Raw genomic sequence first — 25,194 nt, forward strand, 5'->3', positions numbered from 1 at the left:
GATCAGGCCGCCTGATCCGGGATCACCAGGCGTTGGCGAGATCGCCGTGTTGACTGATCCAGGCGTGCATGGCGATCCCGGCGGCGACCGCGACGTTGATGCTGCGCGTCGAGCCGAACTGGGCGATCGAGACGGTCAGCGCCGCGCCGTCGCGGGCGTCGTCGCTGATCCCGGGGCCTTCCGAGCCGAACAGCAGCAGGCAGTCGCGTGGCAGCGCCGTCTGCTCCAGCCGCGCCGCACCCGGCACGATGTCCACGGCGACCACCGTCAGTCCGGCGCCGTCGGCGAAGGTCAGTAGCGCGGCGGTGTCGTCGTGATGCTGGAGACGTTGATAGCGATCGGTGACCATCGCCCCGCGCCGGTTCCACCGGCGGCGGCCGACGATGTGCACGGTGTCCACGGCGAACGCGTTGGCCGCGCGCACCACCCCGCCGATGTTGGCGTCCTGGCCGAAGTTCTCGATCGCGACATGCAGCGGGTGCCGCCGGCCGTCGATGTCGGCCACGATCGCCTCTCGGGTCCAATACCGGTAGGCGTCGACGACGTTGCGGGTGTCGCCGTCGCGCAGCAGGTCCGGGTCGTACCGCGGGTCGTCGGGGAGCTCGCCTTGCCAGGGCCCGACCCCTGCGCCCGGGACGCTCCACTCGGTGGGACCGGGCCCGTCGCTCACTTGGCCGTCCAGACCGCGGCGTGGGTGCCGACGATCGACACCGTCGCGTAGAGCAGCGCGGCGTTGAGCTCACCCTGGGTGCACAGCGACGCGTTGACGTGCACCGAGTCCAGTGACGCTTCGGGCAGGATCAGCACCGACGAACCGTAGGCCACACACGCCGGACTCAGGCCCGGCGGAGGCAGTGTCGGCGAGACCAGCAGCATCATCGGCCCGCCACGCGCCGCGGAGTCGTCGCGGTACTTCGCGGCGATGGTGTCGGCCTGCAGGCCCAGCAACATATAGCCGCTGCCGTTGAACGCGGCCGGGTCGCCCAGCGCGTCCTTGTTCAACTGGGTGCCGTCGGCGCGCCACGCCGCCACACTGGTGGTCCGCACCACCAGCCCGGTGTCGCTTTCCTTGGTCGGCAACACCCCGACCGGAAACGCCGCCGCGTAGGCCGCCGCGGTGTCGGCGATCCGATCGCGCGGGGAGTAGAGGTAGACGCCGCGGACGGCGGCGCGGTCTTTCATCGGGCCCAGGCACACCGTGCCCGCCATCCGCTTGTCCCTGGACTCGGAGAAAGATTGCACGACAAGGTTTTTCACGCCATCACAGCTGCCGATGCCGGCCGCCTCGATGGGGTGGGCCAGCGCTCCGTACAGCCCGAGGCGGATATCGCGCGGCTCGGCATGGGGTTTCGCCGGATCCGCCGGGGCGGCATCGATGTCGACCAGCACATAGTCGTCCTGCCAGCGCAGGTTCGACACCGACGTGTTCCAGCCCAGCACCGCCAGCGACTCGCCGATCCGTGCCGCTCCCGCGCCGTAAACTTGTTGCTTGCCAGCCGAACTCGTACATCCACAGAGCAGCGCCAACGCCGCGATCGTCGCGATGACAGTGCGCACTGTGACTAACTCAGCCCGAGATCCGCCAGCCCGAGCACGCTGCGGTACGGAATGCCTTCGGCCTCGATGACCTCGGCCGCACCGGTGGCCCGGTCGACGACCGTCACCACGCCGACCACCTGGGCGCCCGCTTCCCGCACCGCGCGCACCGCGGTCAACGCCGACCCGCCGGTGGTGCTGGTGTCCTCGACCACCAGTACCCGCTGGCCGGTGATGTCGGGACCTTCGATGAGACGTTGCATGCCATGGGTTTTCACGGCCTTGCGAACGACGAACGCGTCGATCGGTCGGCCTGGCGCATGCATGACGGCAGTGGCCACCGGATCGGCCCCCAGAGTCAGCCCACCCACTGCGACGTAGTCCCAGTCGGCGGTGAGGTCGCGGACCAGTCGGCCGATCAGCGGGGCGGCCCGGTGGTGCAGGGTGGCCCGGCGCAGGTCGACGTAGTAGTCGGCCTCCTTGCCCGAGGACAGCGTGACGCGGCCGTGCACGACCGCCAATTGCGTAACCAGGTCGGCCAGTTCGGCCTTCTCAGGTGCGGCCACGGCCCCGCCCGAAGACACTGGTCGCGGCGCGCGACAGGGTTCGCGGCACCATCCGGGTGACGGTGGTGATCGCTTTGTACTGCAGGCCGGGAATGATGAGCACGTTGCCGCGGGCGACCTCGGCCAGCGTTTCCCGGACCACGTCGTCGACCTCCAACCACATGAACGACGGCAGCGAGGCCATGTCGATTCCGGCCCGGTCGTGAAACTCGGTGTGCACGTAGCCCGGGCACACCACGTGGATGCCGACGCCGGTGCCACCCAACCCGGCGGCCAAGCCTTCGGTGAACGACACCACGTACGCCTTGGACGCGGAATAGGTGGAGCCACGGCCCGACAGCAGACCCGCCACACTCGAGACGTTGATGACGGTGCCACGACCAGCGTCGATCATCGCCGGCAGTGCGGCCCGTGTGAGCTGCATGACCGCGGTGACGTTGACGTCGAGTTGACGTTGCAGCAGTGCGGGATCGGCGGTCCAGAACTCGCCGGACGTTCCCAGGCCGGCATTGTTGACCAGCACATCGACGCCGGCGGCCACCCGCTTGGCGACGGCGTCGCGGCCGGCGGCGTCGGCCAGGTCGGCGGGAAGCACCTCGACGTCGCGGCCGCCCTCGTCGGACAGCTCGGCGGCGAGTGCCTCGAGCCGTACGACATCCCGGGACACCAGCACCAGGTCGTACCCGTCGGCCGCATAGCGTCGGGCGAATCCTTCGCCGATACCGGAGGTGGGCCCGGTGATCAGGGCGACGGGGCGAGGCACGGCGTCAGTGTACTGAGCGCGAAATCGTGCACGAGGCCCGTCTGGGTACCGCTGTGCCCGCCTTCGCGCGAATCACCACATCAATTCGCTACGAGGTGGGCACATTGGTAGTCGCCGCCGCTGGAGATTGCTGTGGCAGATGTGAATTCAGCGTTGGTGATGCGAGGCCTGGTGCCCGTTGCGCCCGGTCGGTGGGCGGCGGGTCTGCTCCTGACGAGCAGGCGGCGGGGTCGCGGAGGCAGAACGGGTCGTGGGTCCGCCTTCACGGGAGAACGCCTCCGGCTGGTGGGGCGTCTCGCTGCGGCCGGCCGGGGCCAGCGGACGGCTGGGTGAGGCCTTGCGACGGCCGGCGGCCGGCGGCGCACCGGATGAACCCGTCGACTGCGGCACCGGCGGCAGAACCCGCAGCAAGTCGTTGAACTGTCGCACGGTGCGCAGGCCCTCGTCCCACTGCGCACGGGTGCTGCCGATCGGCATGCTGACCAGCGTCCAGTTCTCTTCGTTCCACATGATCTCGGCGCAGTCGGGGGCGGTGTGCGCGAACGTGACCATGCGCCGGTCGCAGGCGCGCCGGGCGGCGTCGAGGTTCGTGGAGTACACCATCCGCGGCCCGATCGCACCGAGCAGCCAAATGTCGTTCTCCCGAGGCTCTTTGAGGCCCTTGAGCCGAACATCGACGACGACGTTGGTACCGACCTTGCGATGCAAGGCGATCACCGTGGCGACTTCTTCGATGTCGAAGATGAACACCGCCTCGCCCCGGATCTGACCCAGCACGACGTTGTTGGCGGGGACGTTGCTGCCCACGGTGGACATCACGCCGCGCTTCCAGCGCTTGAGGATCTCGGTGGACTCGCGCTCGTAGTCGAATCCGTGCGAGCGCGCCCAGGAGTGGCGACGGCGACCCCGGCCGCGACGTCGGTCGATGTCGACGTACAGCAGCACCGCTGCGCACACAAAGCACAGCGCCGAAAGGGTGAACCAGAGTGGAACCATCGCCCCGTAGCCTAGCCGCTGTCGGCCCTGAACGAAGAACGCCAGCAGGTCACAACAGAATTAAAGTTTGCCGGCGCTTCGGCGGCGATCACACCGCCGAAGCGCCGAACACCTCAGCCCAGCACCAGCGATTCGCCGTCGGCGCTGACGTTGACCGGCACCACGTCGCCGTCGTGCACATCACCGGCCAGCAGCATTTTCGCCAGCTGGTCACCGATGGCGTGCTGCACCAGCCGCCGCAGCGGACGGGCGCCGTAGACCAGGTCGAACCCGCGCTTGGACAGCCACTCCTTGGCCGGCAGCGACACCTCCAGTTGGAGCCGCCGTTGGGCCAGTCGCTTGGCCAGCTGCTCGAGCTGGATGTCGACGATCCGGACCAGCTCGTCGGGTTGCAGGGCGTCGAAGATCAGCACGTCGTCGAGCCGGTTGATGAACTCGGGCTTGAACGCCGAGCGCACCGCGGCCATCACCTGCTCCTCCGTGCCGCCCGACCCGAGGTTGGACGTCAGGATCAGGATGGTGTTGCGGAAGTCGACCGTGCGGCCCTGCCCGTCGGTCAGCCGGCCCTCGTCGAGAACCTGCAGCAGCACGTCGAACACGTCCGGGTGGGCCTTCTCCACCTCGTCGAACAACACGACGGTGTAGGGCCGGCGGCGGACCGCCTCGGTCAACTGACCGCCCTGGTCGTAGCCGATGTAACCGGGAGGCGCACCGACCAGGCGGGCCACCGAGTGCTTCTCGCCGTACTCGCTCATGTCGATGCGGACCATCGCCCGTTCGTCGTCGAACAGGAAGTCGGCCAGCGCCTTGGCCAGCTCGGTCTTGCCGACACCGGTGGGCCCGAGGAACAGGAACGAACCCGTCGGCCGGTTGGGGTCGGCAACCCCGGCCCGGGTCCTGCGCACCGCGTCGGAAACGGCAGCCACCGCGTTCCGTTGCCCGATGACGCGTCTGCCCAGCTCGTCTTCCATCCGCAGCAGCTTGGCGGTCTCGCCTTCCAGCAGCCGCCCGGCCGGGATGCCGGTCCAGGCTGACACCACGTCGGCGATGTCGTCGGGTCCGACTTCCTCCTTGAGCATCACGTTTTCCCGCGCCGCCGCCTGCGGCACCGTGGCGTCGAGCTTCTTCTCGATTTCCGGGATGCGGCCGTAACGCAGCTCGGCGGCCTTGGCCAGGTCGCCGTCCCGCTCGGCACGTTCGGATTCGCCGCGCAGCGAGTCCAGCTGTTCTTTGAGCTCGCGGACGACGTCGATGGCGTTCTTCTCGTTCTGCCACCTGGTGGTCAGCTCGGCCAGCTTTTCCTTCTGGTCGGCCAGCTCGGAGCGCAGCTTCTCCAGACGGTCGCGCGACGCGTCGTCGGATTCCTTCGCCAGGGCCATCTCTTCGATCTCGAGCCGGCGCACCAGACGCTCGACCTCGTCGACCTCGACGGGCCGCGAGTCGATCTCCATCTTCAGCCGGCTGGCCGCCTCGTCGACCAGGTCGATCGCCTTGTCCGGCAGGAAGCGGGCGGTGATGTAGCGGTCGGACAGCGTCGCGGCGGCGACCAGCGCGGAGTCGGTGATGCGGACCCCGTGGTGCACCTCGTAGCGATCCTTCAGTCCGCGCAGGATTCCGACGGTGTCCTCGACCGACGGCTCGCCGATGAAGACCTGCTGGAAGCGCCGCTCCAGCGCGGCGTCCTTTTCGATGTACTTGCGGTACTCGTCGAGCGTGGTGGCGCCGACCAGGCGCAGCTCGCCGCGGGCCAGCATCGGCTTGATCATGTTGCCGGCGTCCATCGCACCCTCACCGGACGCGCCGGCGCCGACGATGGTGTGCATCTCGTCGATGAACGTGATGATCTGCCCGGCGGAGTTCTTGATGTCGTCGAGCACGGCCTTGAGCCGCTCCTCGAATTCGCCGCGGTACTTGGCGCCGGCCACCATCGAGCCCAGGTCCAGGCTGACGACCGTCTTGTCACGCAGGCTTTCGGGCACGTCGCCGTCGACGATGCGCTGGGCCAGGCCCTCCACGATCGCGGTCTTACCGACACCGGGCTCACCGATCAGCACCGGGTTGTTCTTGGTGCGACGGCTCAGCACCTGCACGACGCGACGAATCTCGTTGTCCCGCCCGATGACCGGGTCGAGCTTGCCTTCGCGGGCGCGCTCGGTCAGGTCGGTCGAGTACTTCTCCAGTGCCTGATAGGTGGCCTCGGGGTCGGGGTTGGTGACCCGTGCGCTGCCGCGGACCTTGACGAACGCCTCGCGCAGCGCCTGCGGCGACGCGCCGTGACCGGTCAGCAGTTTGGCCACCTCGGAGTCGCCGGTGGCCAGACCGACCAGCAAGTGCTCGGTGGAGACGTATTCGTCGTCCATCTCGGTGGCCAACTGCTGCGCGGTGGTGATGGCCGCCAGCGATTCACGCGACAGCTGCGGTTGCGAGTTGGCGCCGCTGGCCTGCGGGAGTCGGTCCAGGATGCGTTGCGCTTCGGCGCGGACAGTGGCGGGCTCGACGCCGACAGCCTCCAGCAGCGGCGCGGCGATCCCGTCGTTCTGCGTGAGCAGGGCCAGCAGCAGATGAGCCGGCCTGATCTCGGGGTTGCCGGCGGCAGTGGCCGCCTGCAGCGCCGACGTCAGCACCGCCTGCGTCTTGGTTGTCGGGTTGAAAGAGTCCACGACACCTCCGTTCTAGGTCACGACGGGCACACCGGCCCGCCAAAAATGCTTGTCGCGATGTTCAACGCCGTCAAGGTTGAGTCTGTTCCGCTCAACTCTAACTATTTTCGGGCAATGTCCGCCAGTGCCTAGGCCGGGCGGGGTTGGAACGCCGCCTGCAGCTGCGAGCCGTCGAAGCCACCAGGCGTCTGCCCGTGCAGCGCGAACTGGAACACCGCGACGCGGAAGATCTGACTCAGGGTCGTCGAGACCACCGCGACGGCGAACATCGTCAGCACCGCCACGGCCAGCACGAGATAGCCGAGCAGCGCTTGTCCGCCGGTCAGCAGAAACATGACGGCGAATACCGCGACGGTCCCGATCGCAAGACTGAAACCCACCGTCACCAGCCCGATCGTGGCCGCTCCGGTAGCGCCCTCGCCCCAGCGGGCCTTGATGACGGCGGCGGAGTGCTGCAGCGACCGCAACGGGCCGGTGCCCTCGAACGCGATCACCGGCACGACGAAGAACGTGGCGATCCCCCACGCGGCGCCGGCGATTCCGGCCGCGATCTTGCCCAGCAGTGGCACCCGGTTCTCGAACGCCCGTAACAACAGCCCGAACGTGGTGGCCACCAGCGTCCAGCCCAGGATCGGGCCGATCCGGTGCGCGGCGGCCGCCAGCCCGTCGCGGACTCGGGTGTCCTCCCCGCGCATGGAGCGCACCGCGCACGCCGCCAGGGCCACGTTGAAGAACAGGGCGACAAAGGTCGATGCGTATGCGTATGCGGATGCGATGCCGGCGGCGTAGATGACCGGGTCGTTGCGTTCGACGGTCCGATGGTCGAAGACGCCGCGGGAGATCAGCGCCGGCGCCCAGATCGAGACCATCGCCAGGCAGGCGAAGACCGTCGACAGGACCGGGAACAGCGCCAGCGACGCGTCGCCGCGCAAGATGTCCCAGCTCTGCCGGGTGAGCGCCCAGCCGCGTGCCAATCTGTCCATCGACGCACCTCCGGCGTGCCCCCGTGAGCGTCGATCTTAGGTTGCGGCAACCGCGCGGGAGCCGTGATCCGAACGACCCGCCGGGTCGTCCATTCGAACGTATGATCGATCGGTGGGTGACCTCGCGTCGATCGGATACAACGGGCAGCCGGTGCGCAATCCGTTCCGGGTCGTGCGCCCACCACTCACCGTGCTCATCGACCTGACCGTGCTGTTTCCCCGCGAGCCGCACCGCAGTGGCCGGTACAACCCGAATGGCCTGCAGTTGCACAAGGTGGTCGAGGGGCAGCTCACCTGCTGGGGCATCTGCGAGCAGGGCGATTGGTGGGGGCTGGTGACCTACCCGATTGCCTACGGGGCCAAGCGCAAGATGGTGACGCACTGGGTTCCGGCCTGGACACTCCGCAAGAGTCCACCACGGCGCGAGGGGCTGTAAGTCCAGGGAAAACCCCGGTATCCCGCGATGGATTCGACGTTTACTCTTCCTGTCACAGCCGCGTCCTCGTCTCGGCTGCCTGAACAGAGACCCGATGAACGCATCCGTCACGCCCACGCCGTTGCGCCGGCTCGCCGCGCTGACCGGCGTCGCGATCGCCCTGATGTCCGGCGGCTGCGCGACGCCGCGCGCAACGCCCGGAACGCCGTCCGGCAACGTCAAAATCGTCACCGGCACACCGCCGGGGTTTCGCGCGCAACAGACCGTCGACATGTTGAACTCCGATTGGCCGATCGGACCGACGAACGTCGCCACCCTGGCGACGCCCAGCGCGGCCGGCGGCGTGCAGGCCACCATGGAGAACCTCTGGTGGGACCGCCCGTTCACGGTCATCGGGGTCGACTACAACGCGGGGCGCGCGGTCGTGCACCTGCTCAACTCGTTCGGCGCGCAGCAGAACATCGCGATCCACACCGACGACGCCGGCATGGTCGACCGATTCGACGCCGAAGTCGTTGCGCCCAAGATCAATTCCTGGGCCGACGTGGACGCCGAACTCGCCAAGTCGCATGCCCGCCATTCGTATCAGGTCGCCAAGGTCGACGACGGGCGCTGCGATCGGGTAGCCGGCCTCAACACAGCCGAATCATTGCCTCTCGCTTCGATTTTCAAGCTGTACGTACTGTATGCGGTCGCCGAGGCGATCCGGGCCGGCACGCTGTCCTGGGACGAGCAGCTGACCGTCACCGATAAATCCAGGGCGGTCGAATTCGCGACACTCGACGACCATCCGACCGGCTCGACGATCTCAGTGCGCGCCGCCGCCGACATCATGATCGCGAAAAGCAGCAACATGGCCACCGACCTACTGATCGACCGGGTCGGCACGGTCGCCGTCGAGCACGCCCTGGTTGCCGCCGGCCACCATGCCCCGCAGAGCATGACGCCGTTTCCGACCATGCATCAGTTGTTCACTCTCGGCTGGGGCCAGCATGATCTGCGCCAGCAGTGGAAGGATGCGGCGGGCGCACCCGCAGATCGGGCGCGTCTGCTCGACGAGGTCAAATCGGTTCCCTATCAACCAGATCCGCGCCGCGGCCACACTCCGGCGTCGACGTACGGCATCGAGTGGTACGGCAACGCCGAAGACATCTGCCGGGTGCACACCGCGCTGCAGGCCGGCGCGGTCGGGGCGGCCGAGCCGGTGCGACAGATCCTGGCGGCGAGTCCGGGTATCGACCTCGACCGGCAGCAGTGGCCCTACATCGGCGCGAAAGGCGGAAACCTGCCCGGGGACTTGACTTTCAGCTGGTATGCCGTGAACCGATCCGGTCAGGCCTGGGTTGTCAGCTTCCAGTTGAGCTGGCCACAGTTTCACGGCCCCGCAGCGGGCGCGTGGATCATTTCGATCGCCAAGCAGGTATTCGCGATGGCAGACAAGCAGTCCTAGGCCGGTTAGGGTTCTCCCGTGTCGACCAGCTTGGGCTCAGTGCTGACCACGCTCGTGCCGCTGGCATTGGTGGTCTCGATCTCGCCGCTGTCGATCATTCCGGCGGTGCTCGTATTGCAGACGCCCCGACCGCGGCCCACCGGGCTCGCCTTCCTCGGCAGCTGGCTGTTCGGGTTGTGCGCGCTCACCGCGATCTTCGCGTCGTCCTCCGACGCACTGGACGGGCTGCGCAAGTCGCCACCGACCTGGGCCTCCTGGCTGCGGGTCGTGCTCGGCGTGGCGCTGATCGCGTTCGGCGTGTACCGATGGCTGACCCGGAAGGGGCATTCCGAGTCACCGAAGTGGATGCGGGCCTTTGCAACCATGACGCCGTCGCGCGCCGCGCTGACGGGTCTGCTGCTGGTGGTCGTGCGACTCGAAGTGCTGACCATGTGCGCGTTGGCCGGTTTGGCGATCGGCAGCAGCGGGCTCGCCAGGCCGGACGAGTGGACGGCCGCGGTGATCTTCATCGTGGTCGCCGCGTCGTCGGTGGCGCTTCCGGTGCTCGCATACGTCGGCGCCGGTTCCCGTCTCGACGATTCGATGGCGAGCCTGAAGCTCTGGATGGAGAAGAACAACGCGGCACTGCTCGCGGTCATCTTCGTCCTGATCGGTGCGATGGTGTTCCACAACGGCATCAAGGCGTTGTGACGGCGAACTCCGCGGTCGGGCATAGGATCGGCGGCCGTGAGCCTCGACGATCGGGATGCGCTGGCGGTTCTGTATGCCGCCGTGGACGCCGATGACGCCAACGGGCTGATCGGCCGGTTCTACACCCGCTGGTTCTCCTTCGACGTGTCGCCGCGCGATCTGTTCCCGCCCGAGATGGCGGCCCAACGTGTCGTCTTCGCCCAGGCATTGAAGTACCTGTACGGCGAACTGGTGGCTCAGCGTTCGGACGAGCCGGTGGCGTTCCTGGCGCAGTTGGGTCGCGATCACCGCAAGTACGGCGTGCTGGCCGAGCATTACGAAACACTGGGGCAGGCGTTGTATGCGACCCTGCGCGACGCGCTCGCCGAAGAATGGACCGACGCCGTGGACGCCGCCGCCCGGCAATCGCTGAACCTGATCACCGGGGTGATGAGCGGAGCCGCCGAGGCCGAAGGCGGACCGGCCTGGTGGGACGGCACGGTGGTCGAACACCTGCGGGTGTCTCGCGATCTGGCGGTGATCCGGCTGCAGCTGGACAACCCGATGCCGTACCACGCCGGCCAGTACGTGAATGTTGCTGTGCCGCAATGCCCGCGGCGCTGGCGGTACCTGACCCCGGCCATTCCGCCCGACAGCAGCGGTGGCGTGGAGTTTCACGTTCGCGCAGTGTCCGGCGGCTTGGTCAGCAACGCGATCGTCAACGAGACCCGGGCCGGCGACCGGTGGCGGATGTCCAGTCCGCACGGCGCCCTGCAAGTCGACCGGGACGGCGGGGACGTGTTGCTGGTGGCCGGTAGCACCGGGCTCACGCCGCTGCGCTCGATCGTCATGGACCTCACCCGCTGGGGTGAGAACCCGCGCGTGCACTTGTTCTTCGGCGGCCGGTATCCGTGCGAGCTCTACGACCTGCCGACGCTGTGGCAGATCGCCTCGAGCAATCCCTGGCTGTCGGTGACGCCGGTCTCCGAGTTCGACGGCGACCCGGCGTGGGCCGAGGAGTATCCGGACGTGACACCGCCGCGGGGCCTGCACGTACGCCAGACCGGGAAGCTGATGGACGTCGTCACCCGGTACGGCAACTGGGGCGACCGGCAGATCCTGGTTTGCGGCGGCCCACACATGGTGCGCGCGACCAGGGACGCGCTGATCGCCAAGGGTGCGCCTGCGGAGCGCATCCAGCACGACCCGTTGTCCCGCTAGCGCGGCCCGCCGGACGCGTCGATCGACCGCGGCTTGCCCAGGATTTTTTAAAACTACCCAGGTAAACCTCAGGTCGCGAGGTCACGCTCGGGCGACGGAACAATGCAGAAATAGCGCTTCTAGCTGCAGTTATGCCACGGCTAGCCGCGCTGAACGAGCTTAGAAGAAACTTATTGCGTCTCAGTTATCTCTAAGGTAGCGTCGCTCACGCCTTAGGACAGGCAACCCTAACAAACGATACTGAACAGAGGAGATGTGGTGCAATTAGCCTTGGAAACTGGCCCGAGCACCCGGTCGATGGTGCGCCCCGTTGCGGCCAATCGAACTAAAGCCGCGCTAGTCGCCGGGTTTGCCCTGGCGGGCGCCGGCCTGATCGCTGTAGGACCGTCGACCAACCCGACGCTGCCAAGCGTGCAGCACCATGAGGTTCAGCTGGTCGACCAATTCGTGAATCCAATCGACCCCGCCACCGTGTTCCCTCTCGCACTGCAAAACATCGGGAACCTTCAGACAGCAATCGGCAATGTTCCGCTCGACGACAAGCTGACCGACCTCTTCACCGCTTACGGCGATCGGCTCGCCAACAGCTTTGAGGTGTCGGCCAACGCCTTCCAGGATTTGATCGAGCAATTTCCGACGACGCTGCAGAATTCACTGGATTACCTGGCCGACGGCGAGTTCGTCGCGGCGTACAGCGAACTCAACAGCTTCGGCCTGTTCGGTCTCGAGGATGTGGCGGCGCCAATCTTCGATCTGGTCAGCAGCAGGCGCGGTGAGGGGATACTCAACGACCTGGCTCAGCAGACGTACCAGGCGTTCAATGCGGTGTTCACCAGGGGTGACCTGTCTGGTTTCACCAAGGCGCTGCTCGGACCTGGCATCACCGCCAACTTCGAGGCGGCACTGATCGCCGATAACGTCGAGGACGCGATCAACAGCGGCGACTACCAAGGTGCATTCAACAACCTGCTCAACGCACCCGGCCAGATCCTGGGCGCCTACCTCAACGGGGCTCAATTCCCCTTCGTCGAGAATGGCGAGACGTTCCCCGGCCTCCTCAACGGAGGTCCGTTGCAGTTCCTGTTCGTCACCCTCCCTACCCAGATCTCCGACGCCATCACCCTCCCCGACACCGTCGCGGCGGCATCGGCCGAGGCGATCGACAACGGCGACTGGAGCTCGCTGCTGGGCGGCGACTGGGGTGCGCTGTTCGACGCCGGTAACTGGAGCGCCTTGTTCGACGTTTCTGCCCTCACCGACAGCGTGACGTCAGCAATCGACCCAAGTGCTGTCACCGACGAAGTGACCGCACTGGCGACGTCGCTCTTCTAGCGCGAGAACAGGCGGGGCGGTGGGAGTTGAGGAGCTCCCCCGCCCTGCCCTGTTTTCCGGAGCAGCACACAGCGCTCGCACTAGTGTCTAGCCCATGCACACCGTCACGCTGAGCGACCCGTCATCGTCGGTAGAGGCGAAGTTCGTGCCGGAGGCCGGCATGATCGGGATCTCGCTGACCGACGCGGGCGTCGAGTTGCTCGGACAACGGCGCGGGTTGGACGCCTACGTGACCAACGGGAAGACGATGGGCATACCGATCCTGTATCCCTGGGCAAATCGGTTGGGCGGCAACACCTATGAAGCTGAAGGTACAACCGTCACGCTGACCGACGGTGAATTCGGGGTGCGCACCGATCCCAACGGGCTGCCGATTCACGGCGTCCTCGCCGCGTTTGCGAACTGGCGGGTGACTCACGAGTCCGCCCACGAGCTCGCCGCCGAGGTCGACTTCACCACCGACGACGAACTGTTGGCCAGCTTTCCTTTTCCGCACCGGCTGGCCCTGACCATCACCCTGGTCGACCGGACATTGCGGGTGCGTGTTTCGGTGAACCCGACCGGCCGGCAAGCGGTGCCGTTGTGCTTCGGATTCCACCCCTACCTTCAGCTGCCGGACGTCCCCCGCGCGCAGTGGGTGATCGAGACCCCGGCGCTGCGACACCTCGCACTCGACGACAGAGGGCTGCCGACCGGCGACGCGGTTGTCCAGCCCGCGCTCAGTGAACCCTTGGGAGACAGAGGTTTCGACGACGGGTACGACCAGGTGGCCGAGGGCGCGGTGTTCGCGGTGTCCGGTGGGGGCCGGCGGATCGAGGTCCACTTCGAAGAGGGCTATCCCGCCGCGCAGATTTTCGCGCCGCCCGGTGAGGACGTCGTGTGCTTCGAGCCGATGACCGCGGTCACCGACGCCCTGCGCCGCGGTGGTTACCGGTCGGCGCAGCCCGGCGACTGGGGCATCGCCCAATTCTCGATCCGCGTCTAGCGCCCGGGGCGAAAAAGAACCCAGGGCTGCGAATCCGCGAAGATTGCAACCCTGGCTTCTGTTTCGGCGTACGACAGCTAGCGGCGCGGCTTCCAGACCACCACCGCGGTGCTCTTCGGCACCACCGCGAGGTCACGCCGCTGGTTGGCCCGCAAGGCTTCGATCTCGGCGGCCATCTCCTGCAGCCGGGACTGCAGCGCCTCGACCTGGTTGGTCAACTCGATGATGCGTTTGATACCGGCGAGGTTGACGCCTTCGTCTTGCGACAGCCGCTGCACCTCGCGGAGTAGATCCACGTCGTGCTGCGAATAACGCCGTCCCCCACCGGAACTCCGGTCCGGACTGACCAACCCGAGCCGGTCGTAGGTGCGTAGGGTCTGCGCGTGCATCCCGGCGAGTTCGGCGGCCACCGAGATGAGAAAAGTCCGGGCCTCGTCCTTCTTGGCCATCAGCGGTTACCCGCCCATCCGGCGCGCGGATCGAAGCCGCTGGATCGCTCGGCGACCGCATACGCTTCGAGTGCTTCCTTGGCGGCGCCCTCGAGGTTCGGGGGCACGGCGACTTTCACGGTGACCAGAAGGTCGCCCTGACCGCCGGAACGCTTCGGCACACCGCGGCCGCGTACCCGCAGGATGCGACCGTCGGTCGTCCCCTGCGGCACCCGAACGCCGACCTTGCCGTCCAGAGTTGGCACTGAAAGCGTTGTCCCTAGCGCCAATTCGGTGAAGCTGACCGGAACGGTGACGGTGAGGTCGTCGCCGTCACGAGCGAACACCTTGTCCGGCCGCACGTGCACGGTGACGTACAGGTCGCCCGACGGGGCGCCCCGCAAGCCGGCTTCACCCTGACCCGCCAGCCGAATCCGCTGCCCGTCTTCGACGCCCGGCGGAATGCGGACGTTGATGGTCCGGGTGCGAGTGGTGACACCGGTTCCCTTGCACTCGTCGCAGGGATTCTCGATGATCGACCCGGTGCCGCGGCAGTCCGTGCACGGCTCGGAGAAGCCGAAAGCGCCTTGGTTGCGGCTGATTACACCTGAGCCGTTGCATGTCGCGCAGACCTTCGGGCTGGTGCCTGGTCGGGCTCCACTGCCGTGACAGTTGGTGCACGGCGCCGGGCTGGTGAGCCGCAGCGGCATCGCGACGCCCTTGGTGGCTTCCAGGAAGTCCAGCTCGGTCTCGGTTTCGAGGTCGTTGCCGCGCCGGGGCCGACTCGGCCGCGGTTGTGCGCCACGGCCGAACAATCCGCCGAACAGGTCGCCGATGTTGCTGCCGCCGCTGCGGCCCGCCGCATCGAACAGGTCGTTGAGGTTGAAATCGGCACCGTCGCCGCCGAAGCCGCCGGTGAAGTCACCGCCGCCACCGCCGTTGAACCGGCGTCCGAATCCTCCACCGGCGAAGAGCCGACGGGTCTCGTCGTATTCCTTGCGCTTGGCCTCGTCGGACAAGACGCTGTACGCCTCCGAGACCGCCTTGAATCGTTCGGCCCCGTCCGGGTTCTTGTCCGGATGCAGGTCGGACGCCAGCTTGCGGTACGCCGTCTTGATCTCTTTGGCGCCGGCATCAGAGGAGACGCCCAACTCCTTGTAGAAGTCCTTTTCGACCCACTCGCGCTGAGCCATGTTGCGTCACCTCCTCCGCCTGCTGTGAGTTGTGCTGCCGCCGCTGGTTCTACGACGGTTCTGATTCTGCGTGCTGCTCACCCTCGTTCGCTTCGTTATTGCCCGAGTCGGCGCTCGGCGCGTTGCCGACCACGGTGTCCACCACCCCGACGAGCGCGTGCCGCAGCACCTGCTCGCCGAACTTGTAGCCCTGGCGCATCACGTTGCCGATCACCGGCTTGGAGCCCTCGCCGCCGTCGCCGTCGTGCTGCACGGCCTCGTGCAAGGCCGGATCGAAGTCGTCGCCCTCGGCACCGAATGCCGTCAGCCCGAGCCCGGCCAGCGCACCGACCAGTTTGTCGGCCACCGACTTCAGCGGACCCGATTCCAGATCACCGTGGTTGCGCGCCCGGTCGAAATCGTCCAGCACGCCCAGCAATTGGCTGACCACCGCGGCTTTGGCCCGTTCGGCGGTTGCTTCCTGGTCGCGCAGCGCCCGCTTGCGATAATTCGCGTAGTCGGCCTGCACCCGCTGAAGATCAGCGGTCAGCTCGGCAACCTTCTCGTCAGTGGCCGAGCTCTCGGCGGCCGGTCCGCCCGCACCGGGCGCCGCCCCCGAAGGGACGGCGCCGGCAGCGGCGTGACGTACTTCGCCGGTCTCAGGGTCGATTCGCCGCTTGTCGGTGACGACGACCGGCTCTTCCGGATTGCCTTCGGTCACTGGCCCTCCCGCTCATCGTCGACCACCTCCGCGTCGACCACGTCATCGGCACCACCGCCCGCACCGGGCTCGCCGCCACCGGCAGGCTGCTCGGCCTGGGTGGCTTCGTAGATGGCTTGGCCGAGAGCCTGCGACTCCTGGCCCAGCTTCTCCATCGCGGTCTTGATCGCGCCGATGTCGGTGCCCTCCAACGCTGTCTTGGCTTCGGCCACTGCGGCGTCCACTTTGTTGAGCGTGTCCTCGGGAACCTTGGATCCGCCTTCGGCACTGCGCTGTTCGCTGACGAACTTCTCCGTCTGGTAAACCAGCGTCTCGGCCTGGTTACGGACATCGGCCTCTTCGCGGCGCTTGCGGTCTTCGTCCGCGTGCGTCTCGGCGTCCTTGATCATCCGGTCGATCTCCTCCTTGGAAAGGCCGGAGCCCTCCTGGATTTTGATCGTGTTCTCCTTGCCGGTGCCCTTGTCCTTGGCCGTGACGTGCACGATGCCGTTGGCGTCGATGTCGAAGGTGACCTCGACCTGGGGCACGCCGCGCGGAGCCGGCGGCAGGCCGGTCAGCTCGAAGCTGCCGAGCAGCTTGTTGTGCGCCGCGATCTCACGCTCACCCTGGAAGACCTGGATCTGCACCGACGGCTGATTGTCGTCGGCGGTGGTGAAGGTCTCCGACCGCTTGGTCGGGATGGTGGTGTTGCGCTCGATCAGCTTGGTCATCACGCCACCCTTGGTCTCGATACCGAGACTCAGCGGTGTGACGTCAAGCAGCAGAACGTCTTTCACCTCACCCTTGAGCACACCGGCCTGCAGTGCGGCGCCCGCGGCAACAACCTCATCGGGGTTGACGCCCTTGTTGGGCTCCTGGCCGCCGGTCAACTCCTTGACCAGATCCGACACCGCGGGCATGCGGGTGGACCCGCCCACCAGCACCACGTGGTCGATGTCGGACACCGCGATACCGGCGTCCTTGATCACCGACTGGAACGGCTGGCGCGTGCGGTCGAGCAGATCCTGGGTGATCTTCTGGAATTCGGCGCGGGTCAGCTGCTCGTCGAGGAACAACGGGTTCTTGTCCGCGTCAACGGTGATGTAAGGCAGGTTGATCGAGGTGCTCTGCGAGCTCGAGAGCTCGATCTTGGCCTTCTCGGCCGCTTCACGCAGCCGCTGCATCGCCATCTTGTCCTTGGTCAGGTCGATGCCACTGGTGCTCTTGAACTTCTCGACCAGCCAGTCGACAACACGCTGATCCCAGTCGTCACCACCGAGGTGGTTGTCACCAGAGGTCGCGCGGACCTCGACGACGCCGTCGCCGATCTCGAGCAACGACACGTCGAACGTGCCACCACCGAGGTCGAAGACCAGGATGGTCTGTTCTTTCTCGCCCTTGTCCAGACCGTAGGCCAGCGCGGCCGCGGTCGGCTCGTTGACGATGCGGAGCACGTTCAGGCCGGCGATCTGGCCGGCTTCCTTGGTCGCCTGACGCTGAGCGTCATTGAAGTAGGCGGGCACAGTGATCACCGCATCGGTGATGTCTTCGCCGAGGTAGCTTTCCGCGTCGCGCTTCAGCTTCTGCAGAACGCGAGCACTGATCTCCTGCGCCGTGTAGTTCTTTCCGTCGATCTCCACCGACCAGTCCGTGCCGATGTGGCGCTTGACCGAACGAATGGTGCGGTCGACGTTGGTCACCGCCTGGTTTTTGGCGGGCTGGCCGACCAGCACCTCGCCGTTGCGCGCAAACGCGACGACGGATGGAGTCGTCCGCGCACCCTCGGAGTTCGCGACGACGACGGGGTCGCCACCCTCGAGTACTGCGACGACGGAGTTGGTGGTCCCGAGGTCGATACCGACCGCACGAGCCATAGTGAATCCTTCCTGATATTCGAGCTTCGTATGCACTACCCTGCTGAGTGAACCTCGCTCAACATTGCCTTCACAGCAGCTTAGCTGTCAAACCAAGGTTGAGTCTAGGTCACTCAAGATTGTCATTGGGCTCAACGAGGTCACTCGCGAGTTTGTTCCCCATCGGTTGAGGCCGAGATCACACCGTGGGATAGTTCTGCAATTCAGCCCCTAAGCGGTCGTGCCCGGCGCCGCAGCGTTGCCCCACGACGATAGGAACTCGATGCCGCCCAGCACGTCCGGTCCCGCTGCGGGCGGAACCGCGTCCTTCGCGCGCGAGGATGCCGGCTACCACCACGATCTGCGGCCTCGTCAGATCCAGATGATCGCCATCGGCGGGGCGATCGGAACGGGCCTGTTCCTCGGCGCGGGCGGGCGGCTGCTGCAGGCGGGGCCCGGGCTGTTCCTGGTCTACGGCGTCTGCGGCGCGTTCGTCTTCCTGATCCTTCGCGCGCTCGGCGAACTGGTACTTCGCCGACCGTCGGCCGGCTCGTTCGTGTCCTACGCCCGCGAGTTCTTCGGAGAGAAGACGGCCTTCGTGGCCGGCTGGATGTATTTCCTGAACTGGGCGATGGCCAGCATCGTGGACTCCACGGCGATCGCGAACTATTTCCACTACTGGACGCCGCTGCGGGCCATTCCGCAATGGTCGATCGCGCTGGTCGCGCTGATCGCGGTGGTCTCGATCAACATGATCTCGGTCAAGGCTTTCGGCGAGTTGGAATTCTGGGCCGCGCTGATCAAGGTGGTGGCGCTGACGACCTTCCTGGTCATTGGCGCCGTTTTTCTCTTCGGACGCTTCAAAGTCGACGGTCACACCACCGGGCCGGCCCTGTGGACCGCCAATCACGGTTTCTTCCCGACGGGTCTGCTGCCGGTCGTGCTGGTTACCTCGGGCGTGGTATTCGCCTATGCCGCAGTCGAATTGGTCGGCACCGCGGCGGGTGAGACGGCCGAGCCGGAGAAGATCATGCCGCGGGCGATCAACTCGGTGGTCTTCCGGATCGCGGTGTTCTACGTGGGGTCGGTCGCGCTGCTCGCGCTGCTGCTGCCGTACACCACCTACAAGCGCAACGAGAGCCCGTTCGTCACCTTCTTCTCCCATATCGGCTTCGGCGGGGCGGGCAGCATCATGAACGTGGTCGTGCTGACGGCCGCGTTCTCCAGCCTGAACGCCGGCCTGTACTCCACCGGACGCATTCTGCGGTCGATGGCCGTCAACGGCAGTGCCCCGAAGTTCACCGCGCAGATGTCGAAGAACGGCGTCCCCTACGGCGGAATCCTGTTGACCTGCACGATCGGGCTGCTCGGCGTCGTGCTCAACGCCATCAAACCAAGCGAGGCGTTCGAGATCGTGCTCAACATCGCGGCACTGGGCGTGCTCGCGGCCTGGGCGACGATCGTGCTGTGCCAACTGCGACTGTTCCGGATGGCCAAGGCCGGGACGACGACACGGCCCGCGTTCCAGATGCCGCTGGCGCCGTACAGCGGCTACGCGACCCTGGCGTTTCTGGCGGGCGTCGCGGTGCTGATGGCCAGCGACGCCGAACGCGGCATCTGGATCATCACCGCGGTGGTGGTGGCCGTACCTGCCCTGACCGGCGGATGGTTCCTGGTCCGGGGTCAAGTGCGCGCCGCGGCCGCTGAGTTGAGCGCACCATCGGCGGACCTCCGGGAGCCGGCCCCGGAGTAATAGAGCAGACGCTCTGTTATCGTTCCGGGGTGCCCCGGCCCCGCGTGTACGAGCCCGACCGGGTGTTGGACGCCGTGGAGTCGTTGGCGGTCGCGGCCGGCCCGGGCGCGGTCACCATCCGCGCGGTCAGCGCGGCCATCGGTGTCTCCAATGGCGCGCTCTACCACACGTTCGGGTCGCGAGCGGGCCTGATGGGACGGGCCTGGCTGCGCGCCGGACGCCGATTCCTCGCCGTGCAGGACGAGCTGGTCGAGCTGGCGATGGCGGACGGGGACCCGCGCGAAGCTGTGGTGGCAGCCGCGGACGCGCCGGTCGTGTTCGCCGAGCGGCTTCCCCACTCCTCGGCGGTGTTCTGGGCGGTGTCCCGCGACGAGCTGCTGGCGGCGGACCCGCCCGATGACGTCGCCGCAGAACTCCGCGACGCCCAGCGATCGCTGGTCGCCCTGATGATCCGGCTCGCGGGTCAGCTCTGGGACCGCAAGGACGCGTTGGCCGTCGACACGATCACTACGTGCATCGTCGACCTGCCGACCGCGATCGTGTTGCGCCGCAACCGATTGAGCGATCCAACCGCCCGCGGACATCTGCGGGCAGCAGTACGAGCGGTCCTCGACGTAGGACCACCGCCCAGTGAGAAAGGAAAAACATCGTGGGACTCAGCCTGAGCTACGAAGACAAGATTGCCGTCCTGAACCTCGGGGATGACGAGAACCGTTTCTCTCCAGAGTTTCTCGACCAGGTCGACGCGCACCTCGACGAGGTCGTCGGCTCCGATGCGCAGGGGCTGGTGACCACCGGCGGCGCCAAGTTCTACTCGAACGGCCTGGATCTGGATTGGCTGACCGCGCACGGTGATCAGACCACGTGGTACGTCGGCCGCGTGCAGGGGATGCTGGCCCGCTTCCTCACCCTGCCGATCCCGACGGCGGCCGCCGTGGTGGGGCACGCGTTCGGCGCAGGAGCGATGCTGGCCGTGGCGCATGACTTCCGGGTGATGCGATCGGACCGCGGCTTCTTCTGTTTCCCGGAGGTCGACATCCGCATCCCGTTCACCCCGGGGATGGCCGCGCTGATCCAGGCCAAGCTCACCCCGCAGGCGGCCGTCGCCTCGATGACCACCGGACGGCGTTTCGGTGGCGAGGACGCCGCGGGCCTGGGCATCGTCGACGCCGTGGCGGGCGAGGGCGCGGTGACCCCGGCCGCCGTCGATCTGCTACGCCCGCTGAGCGGTAAGGACCAGGGCACGCTGGGCGCGATCAAGCAGACGATGTTCGGCTCCGCCGCGGCGGAGTTGACCACCACCGGGTAGCGATACGTTGGTGGTATGTCTCCCAAATTTGCCACCGCGGATCCCGTAGGTCTTTCGGAGCTGCTCGACTTCGTCCGGCCGCGACACAACATGGTGCTGACCACTTTTCGCGCCGACGGCTCCCCGCAGAGCTCGCCGGTGACCGGCGGCGTCGACGACCAGGGCCGGCTGGTGATCTCGAGCTATCCGCAGCGCGCCAAGAGCGCCAACATCCGGCGCACGCCGAGGGCCAGCGTGGTCGTGCTCTCCGACGAGTTCAACGGCGCCTACGTGCAGATCGACGGGGAGGCCGAGTCGATCGACGGGCCCGACGCGGTCGAACCACTCGTCGACTACTACCGCGCGATCGCCGGCGAGCATCCCGACTGGGACGAGTACCGCGACGCGATGCGGAACCAGGGCAAATGCCTGCTCAGGGTGACACCGCGCAGGTGGGGTCCGGTGGCGACGGGCGGCTTCCCGCCGAAGTAGCGGTACGCCGTTCATCGCGGCCGGTCGGCGCGTCACTGCCGTCACATGCGTCACTCCATGCGTACGCTTGCTGTGCGATGTTCCCGCCAGGAGTAAGTACCCGTGCCGCCGGCGGCCACCTGCTGGCCGGCGTGCTGCTCGGCGCCGCCCTACTCAGCGGATGTCATTCCACAACGCACGGTAACCCGGTGGCATCGCCGAACGCCGGGCCCGCCGAGCCGTCATTTCCCAAGGGCAAGCCGTCGATCCCGTCGCCGGCGCCCACCCGCCCCGGCCCTCCGGGCGGCAATCCGCCGGCCGCCGCGATCCCGTTATCGCCGGACGACAGCGGTCACGTGTTCATCGAGACCAAATCCGGCCAGACCCGGTGTCAGATCGACAATGACAGCGTCGGCTGCGAGGCGCAGTTCACCAATTCCCCGATGCAGGACGGTGGACGCGCCAACGGCGTCAACGTCACCGCCGGTGGCGATGTGCAGTGGGTGCTGGGCAACCTCGGCGACATCCCTACCGTGACAATCGATTACAAGACCTACGACGCAGCAGGCTGGACCATCGCTGCGACCGAGAGCGGCACTCGATTCGTCAACGCACACACCGGCCACGGAATGTTCGTCAGCATCGAAAAGGTCGACACCTTCTAGCCGTAGGCCTCGAATCCGGCCACGATCAGGTCCAGCCCCTGCTCGAAACGAAGTGCCGCAGGCACCTTCAAGCCATGTTCGAGCCCGGCCAGAGCCTGTTCAGATGAGACCGAACCCATCACGAACACCATCAGCAGCACGCGGGCAGCTTCGCGCCGCCTCCGCGGCACACCGGCGTCCAGCACCAGTCGGTGCAACATCGAATCCACCTGTCGCGCCGCACCTTCGGCCGGGTACGTCTTTAAGACGTCGGCGATCCCGTCGATCCTGAGCAGGGACTGACGTGCGCTGCGGGCGAAGGTACGCAACCGCTGTTGCCATGAACCTTCCTGTGGCAGTTCGATCGCCGCGAGAGTCGCCTGCGCAATCAAATCCAGAAGCTCGCGCTTGTTCTTCACGTGGTGGTACATCGCCGTCGTCGACAATCCCAGCTCGGCGGCAAGCGCCCTGACGGTGACACTTCGGACGCCGCCGCGTTCGGCGAGCCTCATGGCGGTGGCCACCACCAAGGGACGGTCCAGCTCCCCGTACCGAAGCTGCCGCCTGCTTTCGCCACGTTCCGAAATCGACGTCAGATCGCCAGCCCCTTCCACCAGGTGACCACCGCGTCGTCACCGCGTACCGCAAGAGTTCCGTCGGGTATCCGGTTCCACATCCACAACAGCAGCTGGTATGCGGAGGCGACGATCTCCACCTGCGGCTCACCGGGGTCCGCATCGACCCCCGCCGGGATGAGCGACAGCGTGCGCGAGTCGTCGATGTCACTGGGCGAGAGCAACACGGCCGTGACCGGCGGCGGCTCGGCAACCGTGTGCAGCATCAGTGGAAGGAATTCTTCGGCGTATTCGTCGATTCCGTCCAGCGCGAGTGGCGGGTCGATCCGCCCGGGACTACCGCCGACCGCCTGCTCGGCATCGGCGCGGTGAATCGCCACTTCCAGGGCGGCTTTGCGCCGCCACCAGACACTGCCGAGAGTGCCGCGTATCGGCGTCCACACCAACGCTTCCGGCGGCGTTCCCGACAGGACCTCCAGCAGTTGGTCGATCGACTGGTCGAACCATCTCAGGAGTTCCTCGTGGCCGTCGGGCGGCGGCGGCAGGATACGTTCCTGAGCCGCGTCGCCTTCCGCGACGCACTTGGCCATCCACCGACTCGCCCCAGACACGTGACCCAGGAGATCCCTCAGACCCCAGTCGGGACAACCGGGGACGCGTAGCTCGAGGTCTGAGCCAACAGCGATGTCCAGCAACGCTTGTCGGTCCGCCTCGATCGCCGCCAGGTAGTCGTATCCCACCGCAGACCCACCTCGCCGTTCGTCGTCGCCGCACCTTGAGCACCGGGCGGGCCACTGGACCGACACCGATTTTTACATTGTCAACTTCGTCCCGGCAAGTATTCCGGAGGTCCGGCAAGGCTTGACGAGAACCATCCCGCCTTGGCAATCTGAACACTGTTCAATTTAGGACGTTCTCCGAAAGGACCGGCTGTGCCTTCGACATCGTGGACCGGCCGACCGTCCGATACCCGAAGATGACCGTCTCGCCGCCGATCAGTCTGGAAGCACCGAAAGCCCGTTCATGACGCCCTATCGCGTGGTGCAGTGGGCGACGGGCAACGTCGGTCGTCATTCGCTGCGGGCCGTGCTCGAGCGCGATCAGTTCGAAGTCGTTGGGGTGCATGCATTCTCAGCCGACAAGATCGGTACCGACGCCGGCACGCTGGCTGGCATCGATCCGGTGGGAGTGGTGGCCACCGACGATGTCGACGCGCTGATCGGTGCGGTGCCGGACTGCGTGCTGTACACGCCCCGCGTCGTCGACTACGAACTGGTATGCCGGTTGCTGGAGTCCGGCATCAATGTCGTCACCACCGGCGATTTTTTGACCGGCAGCCATCATCCCAAAGAACTGGCGGCGCTCACCGCCGCCGCAACGGCTGGCGAAACGACGTTTCTCGGCACCGGCTTCGAACCCGGATTCATCAACGTGGTGGCGGGATTCCTGTCCGGTGCATGCCGGCGTGTGCACAGCGTGAAGTTGGTCGAGACGCTGGACTGCACCCAGTACCCGGTGCGGGAAGCGTGGACCGTGCTCGGGTTCGCCAAGCCGGCCAAGGATCGGCTCGTCGAGTTCGACCCGTCGAGTGCGCGATACGGGCTCGGCTATTTCGAATCGTTGGACCTGGTCGCCAGCTTGCTCGGCGTCGAACTGGAGGCAAAGCAGGGTCTGATCGAAAATGCCGTGACCACAAGGGATCTTGATCTGGGTTGGATCGCGTTCGCCAAGGGCACCGTCGCGGGACAGCGGCGTACCTACCGCGGTTACCGCAACGGACGCGTCGTCGTCGAGCTCGCGATCTGCTGGACCATGAGCGACGAGGCGCTGGAGCCGCAGTGGACCGACCCAGAGGGTTTCGCGGTGGAGATCGAGGGCGAGCCTCGGGTGGACGCGGTGATCCACTTCGGTCCGCCGCACGACGCCGCACTGTCCGGGGAGCAGTCGATCATGGGCCTGCTGATGGTCGGGACCGCGATGGCCGCGGTCAATGCGATCCCCGACGTCTGCGCCGCCTCGCCCGGTGTGATCACCCATGTCGACTTGCCGATCCGCGGGAGCCGTGGGGCGCTCATCGACTGACGTGTCCAATCGAGAAGAGGAAGCGATGTCTCAGCCAACCGACGATGAAATCAAGAGCTTCGTCGCACACCAGTGCGCAATGTGGAACGACCATGACCGGCAGGGCTACCTGGATGCGTGGAAAGCGATCGCGCCCAACGGAATAACCTTCGAGGATCCGGTCGGGACTCCACCCAAGGCCGGCTGGGACATGTGGCTGAAGATGTGGGACCAGTTCAACAAGTTCAGCGTCGAGCAGCGTGTCGACTTCTTGTCCCTACGCGGAGACGAGGTGGCGCTGCTGATCTACCACCACGCCGAGTACGCGGGTGAGGCGACCGAGACCTTCGACATCGAGGTGTGGAAGTTCGTGGACGGCATGGCACATGTGCGGTGTTGGTGGAACCCGCCATCGAGTGCGACCCACGCGGCGTCGCTGGAGGGCTATTCGGCCGCCGGCGGTCGCGATCCCGCTACCGCCTGACGACAACGGTCACGTGTTCATCGAGACCAAATCCGGCCAGATCCGGTGTCAGATCAACAATGGCAGCGTCGGCTGCGAGGCGCAGTTCACCAACTCTCCAATGCAGGGCGGCTGCGCGCCGGCGGGGACGTGCAGTGGATGCTGGGCAATCTCGGCGGCATCCCTTAG

General features: G+C 66.7%; 26 protein-coding genes and 1 pseudogene. 14 read left to right on the forward strand and 13 right to left on the reverse strand.

Translation table 11 applies throughout. The features are described from left to right. Positions 1–22 precede the first annotated feature (22 nt). From CYU59_RS02325 to CYU59_RS02355, 7 genes are all read right to left on the reverse strand, one after another. Positions 23–682, reverse strand: coding sequence for an RNA methyltransferase (locus CYU59_RS02325; RefSeq protein WP_292975628.1), 660 nt, complete (start codon positions 680–682; stop codon positions 23–25). Further along, a complete protein-coding gene (locus CYU59_RS02330) occupies positions 667–1,557 on the reverse strand; it encodes a hypothetical protein (protein ID WP_292975457.1) in 891 nt (296 codons plus the stop codon). The genes CYU59_RS02325 and CYU59_RS02330 overlap by 16 nt, the downstream gene beginning before the upstream one ends. A 5-nt stretch (positions 1,558–1,562) precedes the next feature. Further along, entirely contained in the window at positions 1,563–2,102 is a 540-nt protein-coding gene (gene pyrE / locus CYU59_RS02335; protein WP_292975459.1) for an orotate phosphoribosyltransferase, read from the reverse strand. After that, complete coding sequence (locus CYU59_RS02340) at positions 2,089–2,865, reverse strand: SDR family oxidoreductase (RefSeq protein ID WP_292975461.1); 777 nt, start codon at positions 2,863–2,865, stop codon at positions 2,089–2,091. Before CYU59_RS02340 ends, pyrE begins: the two co-directional genes overlap by 14 nt. A 147-nt stretch (positions 2,866–3,012) precedes the next feature. Continuing rightward, positions 3,013–3,861 (reverse strand): trehalose monomycolate transport factor TtfA, encoded by an 849-nt coding sequence (gene ttfA, locus CYU59_RS02345; RefSeq protein WP_292975464.1) that lies wholly within the window; start codon positions 3,859–3,861, stop codon positions 3,013–3,015. A gap of 113 nt (positions 3,862–3,974) precedes the next feature. Then, complete coding sequence (gene clpB / locus CYU59_RS02350) at positions 3,975–6,521, reverse strand: ATP-dependent chaperone ClpB (RefSeq protein ID WP_292975467.1); 2,547 nt, start codon at positions 6,519–6,521, stop codon at positions 3,975–3,977. 128 nt (positions 6,522–6,649) lie between these two features. After that, positions 6,650–7,504: a DUF6159 family protein gene (locus tag CYU59_RS02355; RefSeq protein WP_292975469.1), complete on the reverse strand. Its 855-nt coding sequence runs from the start codon at positions 7,502–7,504 to the stop codon at positions 6,650–6,652. 112 nt (positions 7,505–7,616) lie between these two features. Here CYU59_RS02355 and CYU59_RS02360 point away from each other — a divergent pair, with 112 nt between their 5' ends. The 6 genes from CYU59_RS02360 (at position 7,617) to CYU59_RS02385 (ending at position 13,597) form a co-directional block, all read left to right on the forward strand. Continuing rightward, complete coding sequence (locus CYU59_RS02360; RefSeq protein WP_292975471.1) at positions 7,617–7,940, forward strand: hypothetical protein; 324 nt, start codon at positions 7,617–7,619, stop codon at positions 7,938–7,940. A gap of 163 nt (positions 7,941–8,103) precedes the next feature. After that, a complete protein-coding gene (locus tag CYU59_RS02365) occupies positions 8,104–9,390 on the forward strand; it encodes a serine hydrolase (protein ID WP_292975631.1) in 1,287 nt (428 codons plus the stop codon). An 18-nt stretch (positions 9,391–9,408) separates the two neighbouring features. After that, positions 9,409–10,080: a GAP family protein gene (locus CYU59_RS02370; RefSeq protein ID WP_292975473.1), complete on the forward strand. Its 672-nt coding sequence runs from the start codon at positions 9,409–9,411 to the stop codon at positions 10,078–10,080. 36 nt (positions 10,081–10,116) lie between these two features. Continuing rightward, a complete protein-coding gene (locus CYU59_RS02375; RefSeq protein ID WP_292975475.1) occupies positions 10,117–11,280 on the forward strand; it encodes an FAD-binding oxidoreductase in 1,164 nt (387 codons plus the stop codon). Positions 11,281–11,538: 258 nt separating this feature from the next. Continuing rightward, positions 11,539–12,612, forward strand: a complete 1,074-nt coding sequence (locus CYU59_RS02380; protein ID WP_292975477.1) for a hypothetical protein — start codon at positions 11,539–11,541, stop codon at positions 12,610–12,612. Between the two features lie 94 nt (positions 12,613–12,706). Next, a complete protein-coding gene (locus CYU59_RS02385; RefSeq protein WP_292975479.1) occupies positions 12,707–13,597 on the forward strand; it encodes an aldose 1-epimerase in 891 nt (296 codons plus the stop codon). A 77-nt stretch (positions 13,598–13,674) separates the two neighbouring features. Here CYU59_RS02385 and CYU59_RS02390 read toward each other — a convergent pair whose 3' ends face one another. From CYU59_RS02390 to dnaK, 4 genes are read right to left on the reverse strand one after another with little or no spacing between them, the layout of a single operon-like run. Next, positions 13,675–14,046, reverse strand: coding sequence for a helix-turn-helix domain-containing protein (locus CYU59_RS02390; protein ID WP_292975482.1), 372 nt, complete (start codon positions 14,044–14,046; stop codon positions 13,675–13,677). Further along, a complete protein-coding gene (dnaJ, locus tag CYU59_RS02395) occupies positions 14,046–15,218 on the reverse strand; it encodes a molecular chaperone DnaJ (RefSeq protein ID WP_292975484.1) in 1,173 nt (390 codons plus the stop codon). The genes CYU59_RS02390 and dnaJ overlap by 1 nt, the downstream gene beginning before the upstream one ends. A gap of 49 nt (positions 15,219–15,267) precedes the next feature. Continuing rightward, positions 15,268–15,918, reverse strand: coding sequence for a nucleotide exchange factor GrpE (gene grpE / locus CYU59_RS02400; RefSeq protein WP_292975486.1), 651 nt, complete (start codon positions 15,916–15,918; stop codon positions 15,268–15,270). Next, positions 15,915–17,771: a molecular chaperone DnaK gene (gene dnaK, locus CYU59_RS02405; RefSeq protein WP_292975487.1), complete on the reverse strand. Its 1,857-nt coding sequence runs from the start codon at positions 17,769–17,771 to the stop codon at positions 15,915–15,917. Before dnaK ends, grpE begins: the two co-directional genes overlap by 4 nt. 262 nt (positions 17,772–18,033) lie before the next feature. Here dnaK and CYU59_RS02410 point away from each other — a divergent pair, with 262 nt between their 5' ends. The 5 genes from CYU59_RS02410 to CYU59_RS02430 all read left to right on the forward strand — a co-directional run bounded on the left by CYU59_RS02410 (position 18,034) and on the right by CYU59_RS02430 (position 21,927). Beyond that, positions 18,034–19,503 (forward strand): amino acid permease, encoded by a 1,470-nt coding sequence (locus CYU59_RS02410; protein WP_292975489.1) that lies wholly within the window; start codon positions 18,034–18,036, stop codon positions 19,501–19,503. 29 nt (positions 19,504–19,532) lie between these two features. Beyond that, on the forward strand, positions 19,533–20,168 hold the full coding sequence (locus CYU59_RS02415; protein ID WP_292975490.1) for a TetR/AcrR family transcriptional regulator: 636 nt from the start codon (positions 19,533–19,535) through the stop codon (positions 20,166–20,168). Then, a complete protein-coding gene (locus CYU59_RS02420; protein ID WP_292975492.1) occupies positions 20,153–20,812 on the forward strand; it encodes an enoyl-CoA hydratase-related protein in 660 nt (219 codons plus the stop codon). Before CYU59_RS02415 ends, CYU59_RS02420 begins: the two co-directional genes overlap by 16 nt. 15 nt (positions 20,813–20,827) lie before the next feature. Further along, on the forward strand, positions 20,828–21,283 hold the full coding sequence (locus tag CYU59_RS02425) for a PPOX class F420-dependent oxidoreductase (RefSeq protein ID WP_292975495.1): 456 nt from the start codon (positions 20,828–20,830) through the stop codon (positions 21,281–21,283). Positions 21,284–21,360: 77 nt separating this feature from the next. Continuing rightward, a complete protein-coding gene (locus tag CYU59_RS02430) occupies positions 21,361–21,927 on the forward strand; it encodes a hypothetical protein (protein WP_292975497.1) in 567 nt (188 codons plus the stop codon). Here the strand turns inward: CYU59_RS02430 and CYU59_RS02435 are convergent. After that, a complete protein-coding gene (locus CYU59_RS02435; RefSeq protein ID WP_292975500.1) occupies positions 21,924–22,433 on the reverse strand; it encodes a TetR/AcrR family transcriptional regulator C-terminal domain-containing protein in 510 nt (169 codons plus the stop codon). The genes CYU59_RS02430 and CYU59_RS02435 overlap by 4 nt on opposite strands. 65 nt (positions 22,434–22,498) lie before the next feature. Beyond that, positions 22,499–23,221: a maleylpyruvate isomerase family mycothiol-dependent enzyme gene (locus CYU59_RS02440; protein WP_292975502.1), complete on the reverse strand. Its 723-nt coding sequence runs from the start codon at positions 23,219–23,221 to the stop codon at positions 22,499–22,501. A gap of 283 nt (positions 23,222–23,504) precedes the next feature. Here CYU59_RS02440 and CYU59_RS02445 point away from each other — a divergent pair, with 283 nt between their 5' ends. The 3 genes and pseudogenes from CYU59_RS02445 to CYU59_RS02455 form a co-directional block, all read left to right on the forward strand. Beyond that, positions 23,505–24,563: a dihydrodipicolinate reductase gene (locus tag CYU59_RS02445; protein WP_292975505.1), complete on the forward strand. Its 1,059-nt coding sequence runs from the start codon at positions 23,505–23,507 to the stop codon at positions 24,561–24,563. 25 nt (positions 24,564–24,588) lie between these two features. Next, entirely contained in the window at positions 24,589–25,026 is a 438-nt protein-coding gene (locus tag CYU59_RS02450; protein WP_292975507.1) for a hypothetical protein, read from the forward strand. Beyond that, positions 24,998–25,191 (forward strand): annotated as a pseudogene (locus CYU59_RS02455) (hypothetical protein); the annotation flags it as partial. The gene CYU59_RS02450 and the pseudogene CYU59_RS02455, both read left to right, overlap by 29 nt. Between the last annotated feature and the right edge of the window lie 3 nt (positions 25,192–25,194).

Source organism: Mycobacterium sp., assembly GCF_002863225.1.
Lineage (GTDB): Bacteria > Actinomycetota > Actinomycetes > Mycobacteriales > Mycobacteriaceae > Mycobacterium.